This window comes from Pseudomonas sp. PICF6, assembly GCF_009831705.1.
GTDB lineage: Bacteria > Pseudomonadota > Gammaproteobacteria > Pseudomonadales > Pseudomonadaceae > Aquipseudomonas > Aquipseudomonas rhizophila.
On sequence record NZ_WUUD01000026.1, the window covers coordinates 254,911 to 268,033 of the forward strand.

At 59.8% G+C, this 13,123-nt stretch carries 12 protein-coding genes; 5 read left to right on the forward strand and 7 right to left on the reverse strand.

From position 1 onward, the window contains the following. Positions 1-4: 4 nt before the first annotated feature. From cyoD to hmpA, 6 genes are all read right to left on the reverse strand, one after another. Positions 5-340, reverse strand: a complete 336-nt coding sequence (gene cyoD / locus GSM73_RS17705; protein ID WP_025211927.1) for a cytochrome o ubiquinol oxidase subunit IV — start codon at positions 338-340, stop codon at positions 5-7. Beyond that, a complete protein-coding gene (locus tag GSM73_RS17710) occupies positions 341-967 on the reverse strand; it encodes a cytochrome o ubiquinol oxidase subunit III (protein ID WP_047228598.1) in 627 nt (208 codons plus the stop codon). It lies immediately after the preceding gene. 3 nt (positions 968-970) lie between these two features. Further along, the gene (gene cyoB / locus GSM73_RS17715; RefSeq protein WP_047228599.1) at positions 971-3,001 is read right to left on the reverse strand and encodes a cytochrome o ubiquinol oxidase subunit I; all 2,031 of its coding nucleotides are present in this window, start codon (positions 2,999-3,001) and stop codon (positions 971-973) included. Between the two features lie 3 nt (positions 3,002-3,004). Then, positions 3,005-3,952 (reverse strand): ubiquinol oxidase subunit II, encoded by a 948-nt coding sequence (gene cyoA, locus GSM73_RS17720; protein ID WP_047228600.1) that lies wholly within the window; start codon positions 3,950-3,952, stop codon positions 3,005-3,007. Positions 3,953-4,744: 792 nt separating this feature from the next. After that, positions 4,745-5,254 carry a disulfide bond formation protein B gene (locus GSM73_RS17725; RefSeq protein ID WP_047228601.1) on the reverse strand — a complete coding sequence of 170 codons (510 nt, stop codon included), beginning with the start codon at positions 5,252-5,254 and terminating at the stop codon, positions 4,745-4,747. A 330-nt stretch (positions 5,255-5,584) separates the two neighbouring features. Continuing rightward, entirely contained in the window at positions 5,585-6,766 is a 1,182-nt protein-coding gene (gene hmpA, locus GSM73_RS17730) for an NO-inducible flavohemoprotein (protein WP_160893376.1), read from the reverse strand. Between the two features lie 151 nt (positions 6,767-6,917). Between hmpA and norR the strand changes: the two genes are divergently transcribed. The 5 genes from norR to GSM73_RS17755 all read left to right on the forward strand — a co-directional run bounded on the left by norR (position 6,918) and on the right by GSM73_RS17755 (position 12,064). Then, a complete protein-coding gene (gene norR / locus GSM73_RS17735) occupies positions 6,918-8,474 on the forward strand; it encodes a nitric oxide reductase transcriptional regulator NorR (RefSeq protein ID WP_160893378.1) in 1,557 nt (518 codons plus the stop codon). A 200-nt stretch (positions 8,475-8,674) separates the two neighbouring features. Continuing rightward, entirely contained in the window at positions 8,675-9,577 is a 903-nt protein-coding gene (locus GSM73_RS17740) for a chemotaxis protein CheV (protein ID WP_047228604.1), read from the forward strand. A gap of 98 nt (positions 9,578-9,675) precedes the next feature. Next, the gene (locus tag GSM73_RS17745; protein ID WP_076383591.1) at positions 9,676-10,002 is read left to right on the forward strand and encodes a hypothetical protein; all 327 of its coding nucleotides are present in this window, start codon (positions 9,676-9,678) and stop codon (positions 10,000-10,002) included. A gap of 77 nt (positions 10,003-10,079) precedes the next feature. Next, complete coding sequence (locus tag GSM73_RS17750) at positions 10,080-10,829, forward strand: YkgJ family cysteine cluster protein (RefSeq protein ID WP_107321895.1); 750 nt, start codon at positions 10,080-10,082, stop codon at positions 10,827-10,829. 263 nt (positions 10,830-11,092) lie between these two features. Continuing rightward, positions 11,093-12,064 carry a D-glycerate dehydrogenase gene (locus GSM73_RS17755; RefSeq protein ID WP_160893380.1) on the forward strand — a complete coding sequence of 324 codons (972 nt, stop codon included), beginning with the start codon at positions 11,093-11,095 and terminating at the stop codon, positions 12,062-12,064. A 42-nt stretch (positions 12,065-12,106) separates the two neighbouring features. Here the strand turns inward: GSM73_RS17755 and GSM73_RS17760 are convergent, their stop codons facing one another. Continuing rightward, positions 12,107-13,009: a DMT family transporter gene (locus tag GSM73_RS17760; RefSeq protein ID WP_107321893.1), complete on the reverse strand. Its 903-nt coding sequence runs from the start codon at positions 13,007-13,009 to the stop codon at positions 12,107-12,109. Positions 13,010-13,123: the final 114 nt, after the last annotated feature.

Here is a 13,123-nt window from a genome sequence, read left to right on the forward strand (position 1 = left end):
TTCCTCAGTGCGCCATCATGTTGGTGTGGATGCTGAACATGATCCACAACGACAGGCCGACCAGCAGGACAATGACGATCGCGGCAAAGACAAACGCGACCACGTTGTTACGCTGGGCAGCGGAGCGGTCCAGGTGCAGGAAGTACACCAGGTGCACCAGTACCTGGACCACGGCGAAGATCAGGATGATCCACAGGGTCAGACTTTTCGGCAGCGTCGGGTACATCACCAGGCCAAACGGAATAACCGTCAGGATCACCGACAGAATGAAACCGATGGCGTAGGACTTGACGCTGCCGTGGCCGGCGTCGTGGCCATCGTGGGAATGTGCGTTAGCCATTTACAGGGTCCCCATCAGATAAACAACGGTGAATACGCAGATCCACACCACGTCCAGGAAGTGCCAGAACAGGCTCAGGCAGCTCAGGCGCGTCTTGTTGGTGGCGGTCAGGCCGTTTTTGTGGACCTGGTACATCATGATCGCCATCCAGATCAGGCCGCTGGTCACGTGCAGACCGTGGGTGCCGACCAGGGTGAAGAACCCGGACAGGAAGCCGCTGCGGCTAGGGCCGTAGCCTTCGGCGATCAGGATGTGGAACTCGTTGATCTCCATGGCGATAAAGCCGGCGCCCAGCAGGAAGGTCATCGCCAGCCAGCCCAGTACCTGGGTTTTCTTGCCCTTGAACAACGCCAGCATGGCGAAGCCGTAGGTGATCGAGCTGAACAACAACAGTGCGGTTTCGCCCAGCACATACGGCAGCTCGAAGATGTCGTGGCCCGACGGGCCACCGGCGACGTTGTTAACCAGCACCGCGTACACCGCGAAGATCGACGCAAACAAAATGCAGTCGGTCATCAGGTAGAGCCAGAAACCGAATACGGTCATCTCGCCCGAGTCGTGGTGATGGTCATCGTGCCCATGGTCATGACCATGGGCGTGTCCAACATTGGTCACTAAGTTCGACATGGTTTAAGCCTGTTCCAACGAGGTTTCAACACGGGTGGCGGTGGCTGGGACTTTCCCTGCCGCGACCAGACGTTTGTGCTGCTCGGCTTCGATGCGCTCGATGACATCCACCGGCACCATGTAGCCCTGATCGTCACGGGCGGCATGAATGGTGAAATACACCACGGTGCCGACCAGACTGGCGATGGCCAGCCACCAGATGTGCCAGATCATCGCGAAACCGAACACGGTCAACAGCGCACCCATGACCACACCGGTCGCGGTGTTGTTGGGCATGTGGATCGGCGCGTACTTGGCCGGAGTCTGGTACGCGGTACCGTTTTCCTTGGCTTCGGTGAACGGGTCGATGACGTCGGCTTTTGGCAGCACGGCAAAGTTGTAAAACGGTGGAGGCGACGAGGTCGACCATTCGAGGGTATGGGCATTCCACGGGTCACCGTGCTCGCACATGTTCTCTGGCTTCTTGCGGTCACGCACGCTGACGTACAACTGGATCAGCTGGCAGGCGATACCCACGGCGATCATCACCGCGCCGAACATGGCGACGTACAGGTACGGCACCCACTCAGGGTTGGTGGTGGCGTTCAGACGACGGGTCATGCCCATGAAGCCCAGTGCATAGAGCGGCATGAACGCGACGAAGAAGCCCGAGATCCAGAACCAGAATGCAGCCTTGCCCCAGCCCTCGTGCAGCTTGAAGCCGAACGCTTTTGGGAAGTAGAAGGCGAAGCCGGCGATGTAGCCGAATACAGCGCCGCCGATGATCACGTTATGGAAATGCGCGATCACGAACAGGCTGTTGTGCAGCACGAAGTCCGCACCCGGGATGGCCAGCAGTACGCCGGTCATGCCGCCGATGGCGAAGGTCACCATGAAGCCCAGGGTCCACAGCACGTGGCTGGTGAAACGCAGACGGCCCTGGTAGATGGTGAACAGCCAGTTGAACAGCTTCACACCCGTCGGGATCGAAATCAGCATCGTCGCCAGACCGAAGAAGGCGTTGACGCTGGCACCCGAACCCATGGTGAAGAAGTGGTGCAGCCAGACCATGAAACCCAGCACCGAGATCGCGCCGCTGGCGTAGATCATCGAGTGGTGGCCGAACAGCTTCTTGCCGGAGAACGTCGAGATGACTTCGGAGAAAATCCCGAACGCCGGCAGAATCAGGATGTACACCTCGGGGTGACCCCAGGCCCAGAACAGGTTGACGTACATCATCGGATTTCCACCCAGTTCATTGGTGAAAATGTGGAAATCCATGTAGCGGTCAAGCGTCAGCAAAGCGAGGGTAGCGGTCAGGATCGGGAACGAAGCGACGATCAGGACGTTGGCCCAGGTGCAGGTCCAGGTGAAGATCGGCATGTCCATCAGCTTCATGCCCGGGGTACGCATCTTCAGCACGGTGGCCAGGAAGTTGACCCCCGTTAGCGTTGTCCCAAGTCCCGATAGCTGTAGCGCCCAGATGTAGTAATCCATCCCCACGCCCGGACTGTATTGCAGTCCCGACAACGGTGGATAGGCAACCCAACCGGTCTTGGCAAACTCGCCAACGCCCAGGGACAGGTTGATCAGTACCACACCGGAAACCAGCAGCCAGAAGCTCAAGGAGTTCAGGAACGGATAGGCCACGTCACGCGCGCCGATCTGCAGCGGCACTGCAAGGTTCATCAGGCCGGTGAAGAATGGCATCGCCATGAAGATGATCATGATCACGCCGTGGGCGGTGAAGATCTGGTCATAGTGTTCAGGCGGAAGGTAGCCAGGCGAACCCTCGGTGGCCATGGCCAACTGGGTACGCATCATGATGGCGTCGGCAAAACCGCGCAGCAGCATGATCATGGCGACGATGATGTACATCACGCCGATTTTCTTGTGGTCGACCGACGTCAGCCACTCGGTCCACAGGTAGGTCCACTTCTTGAAGTAGGTAATCCCCGCGAACAACGCCAGACCACCGAGCGCGATGATGGCGAGGGTCACCATGACAATCGGCTCGTGGAACGGGATCGCTTCCCAACTTAATTTACCAAACATCGTTTACTCCTCTGCCCCGGCAGCTGAATGCGAACTCATGTCCATCCCTTCCATGTTGTGGGCCACTTCCTTTTCGTTCTTCTCGTGGTGCATCGGCTTGCCCGGGTTCATCCCTTCATACTTGTCGATGATGGTCTGGAACAGGTTCGGCGTGACCGAAGAGTAGAGCTCGACTGGGTTGTTCTGGCTCGGTTTGGAAAGGGCTTCGTATTCAGCTTTTTCAAGCTGTTTAGGTGCCTTCTTCACATCGTTGACCCAGGCGTCGAATTCTTCCTGGGTCGTGGCGATTGCTTTGAACTTCATGCCGGTGAAACCCGCGCCGCTGTAGTTGGCGGAGATACCGTCGAGTTCGGCGTTCTGGTTGGCGATCAGGTGCAACTTGGTCTGCATGCCCGCCATCGCGTAGATCTGGCCGCCCAGGCCCGGGATGAAGAACGAGTTCATCACGGTGTCGGAGGTGACTTTGAAATTGATCGGCGTGTGGGCCGGGAACACGATCTTGTTGACCGTGGCGATGCCTTGTTCCGGATAGATGAACAGCCACTTCCAGTCCATCGAGACCACTTCAATGGTGATCGGCTTGACGTCGGAGTCCAGCGGACGATACGGGTCAAGGGCATGGGTGGACTTGTAGGTGATGTAACCCAGGGCAATGATGATCAGTACCGGAATAGTCCACACCGCCACTTCGATTTTGGTCGAGTGCGACCACTTGGGCGTGTACGTGGCACTGGTGTTGGACGCGCGGTATTTCCAGGCGAACAGGAAGGTCATGACGATAACCGGCACGACGACCAGCAACATCAACAGCGTAGCGGTGATGATCAGATTACGTTCATCCAGGCCGACCTGACCCTTGGGATCGAGCAAGGTCATGTTGCAGCCTCCCAGCAACAACGTGCCGAGCAAAGGCAACAAGCCTAGTAATCGGGGGTACCTGTTTTTACTCATCTCACGACCTCTAAAGCAGCTTGCGCAATGCAGTTGGGTTTTGATCGCCAACACTTCACCCTGCCAAGGGTTGGCATTTTTCTTGGATTGAATAAGGGCTGACCGTCGCAGCGTCAGACGCTGTTCGACACATCCCGGGCCAGCAGTGAGTTCTTATTCGAATTCGTAGGTCAAAGGCCTTGTTACAGCCCAATTCCATTTGGTGCGGGTAGTTGGAAGGCACCGACACCTGGGGTCGCATGGGGCCTTGAGCCCTTCGACCACCTCACGGGCTCAAGCTTGAGCCGGGTCGGAAATTCGGTGCGGGCGATTGTAGTGAGCTGAGGCGCCGGAGACCATGTCTTATCCTGAAATAATTTTCATCAAATCGAGCAACAATCTTTCGCAGAATTCGAAACAAGCCGGCATCTTATCGAAATTCATTCTCAACAAGAACCCCAGAAAACGTAGGTCTACTACGCCCGATTTAGACAGCTTGCGCTGATTAAAGAGAGTTTTTACGCCCGTAGAGCCCCCGTCATTCGGGGGCTGAGCGGCAAGACGCCCGATTGTTAGAAATGCCTGCTACGGGGGGAGGCAGTTAGCCGGATGGAGCCTGCAACGGCTGATTTTTCATTGCAAAACGAGGTGCTTATTCGCGCAGTAAGTGGCCGGATGACAGCAAATGTGTGACAACGTGTCGCACGCTGTCGCGGCTCATTATTGTCTCGGATCAAGGCTGGCACGCAGTAAGACTGAAACGCAAAACGCCCCGGCTTCCTACAGAAAACCGGGGCGTCTGATTGAGGCGCTTTAGGGCAGTTGTTTGCGATTGCGCGACACCAGCAACGGCACCAGGATCGCCGTGAGGACGAACGCCACCAGTGCCCATTGTGCCAGGGACAAGCCCAGGATCGGCGGATACGGGGTGGAGCAAAAGCCGTCGACCTGGAAGCCCAACGGGAAGATCTTCGCCAGCGGGAGGTCATCGACAATCGGTTGCAGCACGTCGACGCCACAGCTGACCGCAGGGAAGAACTGGGTGTACACGTGATGCCCCGCTACCGCCGCACCGGCCAGGGCACTGAGCACCACCAGGCCTTCGAAAACCGTCAGGCTGCGACGGGTACGCATGGCCGCGCCAATGAAGGCGAAAATAGCGATCAGCAACAATGCATACCGCTGCAGGATGCATAGCGGGCACGGCGCCTCGCCGAGCGCCACCTGCATGTACAGCGCACCGCCGATCAGCGCCAGACAGATCAGCCCCAACAGCACCAGATAGCGCCGTTCACGGCCTAAGCGCAGCATTTGCTCATTCATTGCGTTTCCCTTTGTATGCATTGGATCGACGCGCAGCCTGGAGAAACCCGGCGCACTGTCGGATGGCCAAAGTCTACACGCTGACCATGACAGAGAACGAGCGGCTGCCGCCCACATTGAGGGGAATAAACAGGAGGGAGGTTAAGTACGGATTAATTTTGCTTGGAGAAGTCAGGCGGGATGGGGTGAACATGGCGCCGCTATCGCGAGCAGGCTCGCTCCCACAGTTGTCTTTGCGTTGATCACCCAATCGTGCCCGCCGCAAATCCATTGTGGGAGCGAGCCTGCTCGCGATGCAGACGACCCGGATCACCCCGGCTCGCCCCGCCGTTACTCCAGCGCCGCCGCCGGGCCGAAGAATTCGTAGCGGCTTTGCCCGTCCGGCACGCCCAGTGCCTTGAGGTGGCGCTTGACGGCGGCCATGAAGCCTTTGGGCCCCAGGAAGTAGGCATCCAGGTCACGCTGCTGCGGCAACCATTGCGCCAGTTGTTCCTGGCTCAACAAGCCGACCTTGTCAGCTGCCGGGCTCAAGCCGTCATCTTCGTCGTAGCAATAGAAGCGCTTGAGTTGTGGATGCCGCTGGGCCAGGTCATCGATCCAGTCACGAAACGCGTGCGCGCCGCCGTTACGTGCACAGTGAATAAAATGTACCGGCCGCTCGGTTTGCAGTGCGGCCTGCAACATCGCCAGGGTCGGGGTGATGCCGACGCCGCCGCTGATCAGCACCAGCGGTTTGTCGCTCTGGGTCAGGAAGAAGTCCCCTGACGGTGGAAACAACTGGATGCTGCTGCCGATCGGGAAATGATGGTGCAGGTGGTTGGACACGCGCCCGCCCGGCTCGCGCTTGACGCTGATGCGATACTGACCGTTGTCCGCCAGGGCCGACAGAGAATAATTGCGGCGCATCTCCTCGCCATCCAACACCAGCTTCATGCCGATGTACTGGCCTGGTTCCGCCACCAGGATCGCGCCCTTGTCCGCCGGTTCGAAGTAGAACGAAGTGATTTCCGAGCTCTCCTGCACCCTGGCTGCCAGGATGAACTCACGCTCGCCCCGCCAGCCGCCCGGCGCTGCGGCTTTCTGCTCGTACATGCCGGTTTCGGCACCGATCAGGATATCGGCCAACTGGTTATAGGCAGCGCCCCACGCGGCAATCACTTGCGGCGTGGCGATCTCTTCACCCAGCACCTCGGCGATCGCCCGCAACAGGCAGGCCCCCACAATGGGGTAATGTTCCGGCAGGATTTGCAGGGCGACGTGCTTGTTGACGATTTTGGCCACCAGGTCGCCCAACTGATCGAGCTGGTCAATGTGCCGGGCGTACATCAATACGCCGTTGGCCAGGGCACGGGGCTGATCACCGCTGGCCTGGTGAGCCTGGTTGAACAACGGGCGCACTTGCGGGTATTCGGACAGCATCATGCGATAAAAGTGAGTAATGAGCGCTTCACCACCGCTTTCAAGCAAGGGCACGGTGGAGCGGATGATGGCGCGTTCTTCTCGGCTGAGCATAAGGTGACTCCTGGCGTATTACGAAAAACTGATACCTATGCCTATCAGGTTTCATGCCATAAAAATTATTGAACATTTTCAATTGCTTACGAATCAAGTAGTCATAAAGACATATGGCATCTTATAGTCATTAGGACCACATGGAGTCATTATGACCGCAACCTCCCTGCTGACCTCGCTGCTTCCGCTGGTGGCCGACCTCTCCCGCGAGTTGCCGGAAGGCGAGCGCTATCGTCGCCTGCTTGGCGCGCTGCGAGCCCTGTTGCCCTGCGACGCCGCCGCGCTGTTGCGCCTGGACGGAGACTGTCTGGTGCCGCTGGCGGTGGATGGCTTGAGTACCGATACCCTGGGCAGACGCTTCCGGATTAGCGAACACCCCCGCTTCCAGGCACTGCTGGCCAGCCCGCAGCCCACTCGCTTTGCCGCCGACAGTGACCTGCCCGACCCGTACGACGGATTGGTCGAAGGTCTGGAGGAGCACTTGGAGGTCCACGACTGCATGGGCTGCCCACTGTTCGTCGACGAGCAACCGTGGGGCCTGCTGACCCTCGACGCGCTGAACCCCGAACGCTTCGAGCCGATCGACCTGAGCGCCTTGCAGGCCTTTGCCAGCCTGGCCGCCGCCACCGTCAGCGCAGCCGAACGCATTGATCGGCTGGCCTTGAAAGCCGAAGACGAACATCGCCGCGCCGAGGTCTACCGCCAGGCCAGCGGCCAGCTACCTCGCGACATGGTCGGCCAGAGCAAGGCCCACAAGCGATTAGTGGAAGAAATCAACCTGGTGGGGGGCAGCGACCTGACGGTGCTGATCACTGGTGAAACCGGGGTTGGCAAGGAGCTGGTCGCCCAAGCCATACACGCGGCCTCCAAGCGCGCCGAGCAGCCGCTTATCAGCCTAAATTGCGCCGCACTGCCGGATACCCTGGTGGAAAGCGAACTCTTCGGCCACGTACGCGGCGCCTTCACAGGGGCCACGAACGACCGGCGCGGCAAATTCGAACTGGCCGATGGCGGCACGTTGTTCCTCGATGAAGTGGGCGAGTTGTCCTTGACCGTGCAGGCCAAGCTACTGCGAGTGTTGCAGAGCGGCCAGTTGCAACGGCTGGGCTCGGACAAGGAACATCGGGTCGATGTACGCCTGATTGCGGCCACCAATCGCGATCTGGCCGAAGAAGTGCGCAACGGGCGATATCGGGCCGACTTCTATCATCGCCTGAGCGTGTACCCGTTGCTGGTGCCGGCACTACGGGATCGTGGGCGCGATGTGCTGCTGCTCAGCGGGTTTTTCCTGGAGCAGAACCGTTCGCGCATGGGCCTGGGCAGCCTGCGCCTGACCAGTGACGCCCAGGCCGCATTGCTGGCGTATGACTGGCCGGGGAACGTACGTGAACTGGAGCACCTGATCGGCCGAAGCGCCTTGAAAGCCTTGGGCCGGTGTCCGGTGCGGCCAAAGATCCTCAGCCTCAGCGCCCAGGACCTGGACTTGCCCCGCAGCCCGGAAGAACACCCGCCACCTTCATCCGCCAGCCCCGCACCTGCCCTGGAGGGGGTCACGGGGGACTTGCGTGAAGCCATGGACGATTTTCAACGCAAGCTGATCATCGCCTGCCTGGAACGGCATCAGCACAACTGGGCCAGCGCCGCTCGGGAACTGGGTCTGGATCGGGCAAACCTGGGGCGGATGGCCAAGCGGTTGGGACTCAAATAAACCTTCTGTACCACCGACGCCCCATGCGGCGAGGGCATTTATCGCCTGACCATAGCGTATGCATTCCCAGGCCACTGAGCTGAAATCGATTGTCTGTGGGTTTCGCCCTAAAGCCAGCCCCCATCGGGTCGATAACCCAATATCAAAAGCTGTTTTGGCGTTCTTCACGCTCGCCCCACCTTTTTCCACAGAAGGTTTTTATGTCTTCCAACAAAGCCCGCGCAGACTCACTTTCGCTTCTGCTGTTTACCTTGCGCAGCGGCAAGCTGATGGCAATCAACCTGCTCAAAGTCAGCGAAATCATTCCCTGCCCGCCGTTGACCAAACTGCCGGAGTCGCACCCGCACGTCAAAGGCATCGCCACCCTGCGCGGGGCCTCGTTGTCGGTGATCGACCTGAGCCGCGCCATCGGCGAACGCCCTCTGGAAGATCCGGATGGCGGCTGCCTGATCGTCACCGATGTGAGTCGATCCAAACAGGGTCTGCATGTGCAGGCGGTGAGCAAGATCGTGCATTGCCTGACCACCGACATCAAACCCCCGCCTTTCGGCTCAGGCGGCGTACGCGCCTTCATCACTGGCGTGACGTCGGTGGATGGCACGCTGGTGCAGGTGCTGGACATCGAAAAAGTCATCCACGGTATCGCCCCGGCGCAGATTGAAACGGCGCCCACCGAGCTGAGCATGGAAGACGCCGAAGTCCTGGGCAACGCGCGGATCCTGGTGGTCGATGACAGTCAGGTGGCGTTGCAACAATCGGTACACACCTTGCGCAACCTCGGGCTGCAATGCCACACCGCTCGCAGCGCCAAGGAAGCCATCGAATGCCTGCTGGACCTGCAAGGCACTGCACAGCAGATCAACCTGATCGTTTCCGACATCGAAATGTCGGAGATGGACGGCTACGCCCTTACCCGGACCCTGCGGGAAACGCCGGACTTCGCCCACCTCTATGTGTTGCTGCACACCTCGCTGGACAGCGCCATGAACAGCGAGAAGGCTCGGCTATCCGGGGCCAATGGCGTGCTGACCAAGTTCTCCTCACCGGAGCTGACCAAGTGCCTGATCACGGCCGCCAAGGCGGTTGCCGAGCAAGGCCACTGAGTCATGCCTGATGATCATTCCCATGCGTATAGGGGAATGATCATCCCGGCACCTCAGGCATACTCCTGTCCTGGCTTCCCAGAACAAGGATCTTGCTGATGAAAATCCACGCACTCATGTTTTTGGGCTTCACGGCCCTCGCCGCCCAGGCCCACGCCTCCAGCCCAGAAGCCTGGGCCACCCATGACAAAACCGTGCTTGCCAGTTGCATCAAGGCCAGCGGCTTGAAGAACGCCGAGCCTGTGGGCACTGCCGCGCAGTTCGATGACCGGGTGGGTTATACCGCGCTGTTGCTGCAAGGCCAGTATCCGCAGAAACACATGAAAGGCGCGACGGGCACCGAGCTGTGCCTTTACCGCAAGAAATCCAAGACCGCCTACGTGACCGAGTGGGACTCCATCCGCCCCGCCGACAACAGCCGGTGATGGCGCACAACTTGCTTCGCATCGGTTAATCGCGGCGTTTTTCTGTCGCCGCCTTCCAGCTTTTGACCGGGCGCTCAATGAACACAACGTTTTCCTGCGTAGGCTGTGGCAAATGCTGCACCGATCACCATGTCCCCCTGACCCTCGACGAGGCCCGGATGTGGGCTGACGACGGCGGCCAGGTGATTGTCCTGGTGGAAGCCTTCCTGCCCAACGGCCTCGGCCTGCCGGCGGCGCAACGCGAACACGCTGAGCGCCGTTCGGCGCGGGTCCACAGCGGCACCACCGAGGCCTTGGTGGCAATCACCTTCGCCGCCTATAACGCCGGGCGCTGCCGCAATCTTGACGAAGAAAACCTGTGCCGCATCTACGAGCGCCGCCCCTTGGTGTGCCGTATCTATCCGATGGAAATCAACCCGCACATCCCGCTCAACATTGCCGTAAAGGAATGCCCGCCAGAGTCGTGGGAGACCGGACCGCAACTGATACTCGGCGGTGAACTGGTCGACAGGGAACTGGCGCAGTTGATCGAACGCTCACGTCAGGCCGATCGCGAGGAAATCCGGATCAAGGAGCGCATCTGCGCTTCGCTGGGCATCCTCACCACCGCGCTGAAGGGCGACGGGTTTACCGCGTACCTGCCGGACATGAGCGCATTCGCCGCAGTCATTGATCAGGTCCGTTTGCAGCCACTGGAGCAAGCGGCCAGTGAATGGCAGTTCCATTTGTCCGGTGATGACGTGGCCTGCCAGGTCCTGGCCAGTGGAGCACGGGTTGCCACTGAGGCACCGGTCAACTACGCGTTTATTTCGCTGCGGGCGGCGTAAACACCCCAGGGATGAAATAGAAATCCCTTGTGGGAGCGAGCCTGCTCGCGATAGCGGTGGATCAGTTTGCAGTGATGGTGGATGTGCCGCCGTCATCGAGAGCAGGCTCGCTCCCACATCCAACATAGATGCTCCCCCATAGGTACTGCCCATAAGTACTCCATTCCTGCCACTGACTCGCCTCAATCGACGCTCCCCTCTCGCCTAACCCACATCCAGAATGTTAGCGTGCTTGGTATTCCTTGCCTGATGAGCCTTCTGCGATGAAAAAAACCGTACTTGCCTTCAGCCGTGTCACACCCAAGATGGTCGAACGACTGCAACAGGATTTCGACGTGATCGTGCCCAATCCGTCGAACGGCGACATCAATGCACAGTTCAACGAAGCCTTGCCCCACGTGCATGGCCTGATCGGTGTCGGACGCAAGCTCGGCCGCGAACAACTGCAGAGCGCCGCGAATCTGCAAGTGGTGTCCAGCGTGTCGGTGGGTTACGACAACTATGACCTGGCCTACTTCAATGAGCGTGGAATCATGCTCACCAACACCCCTGACGTGCTCACCGAAAGCACCGCTGACCTGGCCTTCGCCCTGCTGATGAGCAGCGCCCGGCGCGTCGCTGAACTGGACGCCTGGACCAAGGCCGGCCAATGGCAGGCGACGGTCGGCCCTCAGCTGTTCGGCACTGACGTGCACGGCAAGACCCTGGGGATTGTCGGCATGGGCAACATCGGCGCCGCCATTGCCCGGCGTGGCCGGCTGGGGTTCAACATGCCGATTCTCTACAGCGGCAACAGCCGCAAGACCGAACTGGAAGATCAGTTGGGCGCACAATTTCGCGAGCTGGATCAGTTGCTCGCCGAAGCGGACTTTGTTTGCCTCGTGGTGCCATTGAGTGAGAAGACCCGCCACCTGATTGGCCAGCGTGAACTGGCCCTGATGAAACCGAGTGCCATTCTGGTCAATATTTCCCGCGGCCCGGTGGTGGATGAGCCGGCGCTGATCGAAGCCTTGCAGAACAACCGCATCCGCGGCGCCGGGCTGGACGTTTACGAGAAAGAACCATTGGCCGAATCGCCGCTGTTCCAGCTGAAAAACGCCGTAACCCTGCCCCATATCGGCTCGGCCACCCACGAAACCCGGGAAGCCATGGCCAATCTTGCCGTGGAAAACTTGCGCAGCGCTTTGCTGGGCGAGCGACCGAAGAACCTGGTCAACCCGCAAGTCTGGAAGTAAACCATCGGGCAGGCGCCGGGTCCGGGCCTGCCATCCCCTGGCTCAGCGTGCGCCCAGGGCGGCTTGCGTCGCCACGGGCCGGGGTTTGCGAAACACCAGCACATTCCCCAACATCACCAGCACCAGCCCGAGCAGGGCCGGCGCCGTCCATTGGTAGCCCTCGACCAACGCCGAGACGTTCAACGCCACCACCGGAAACAGCACCGTGCAATACGCCGCCCGCTCCGGCCCCATGCGCCCCACCAGCGTCAGGTAGGCGGTGAAGCCGATCACTGAACCTGGGATCACCAGGTACAACAGCGAGCCGACATAGCGCGCGTTCCATTCCATATCGAACGGAATGCCTTTGAAGAGGCACCACACCGCCAGCATCGCCGCACCATAAGCCATACCCCAGGCGTTGGTGGTCAACGGTTTGAGACCGGCCTTCTGTTGCAAGCTCGAGAGCATGTTACCCGCCGAAAAGCACAAGGTTCCCAGCAGCGCCAAGGCCAACCCGAGCAGCGTTTGCGGGCTTGCGCTATGACCCGCCAGCTCCGGCCAGAACAGCAGCGCCAGCCCCAGCAAGCCCAAGGCGCCGCCCAGCAAGACGTTGCGGGCGATCCTTTGGCCGAAGAACACGCGGGCATTGAGGGCATTCCAGAGCGTGGCGGTAGAGAACACCACCGCGACCAACCCGCTGGGAATCCATTGGCTGGCAGTGAGGAAACACATGAAGTTGATGCAAAACAGGCACAGGCCCTGGGCCACGCAAATCAAATGACCGCGCCGGTTCATGGCTTGCAGACGTCGGCTGAGCAAGAGCATCACAAACAGAATCAGCGCCGCCAGGCCGAAGCGATAGACAATCGACACGGGGATGGCGACCACGCCCAACTGCAATTTCAGCGCAATCCAGGTGGTGCCCCAGATGAGCACGGTAAGTAGATACAACGAGAGGTTCATAACGGCAACTCCTGACAATGACCGCCAGTGTTGCGCCGCCCGCCACCGGGCGCTTGCGTAAACTTGCGGTTTTGTCGCTTTGCAGGCTGGCATGAGCCGACCGACGGAGTAGGA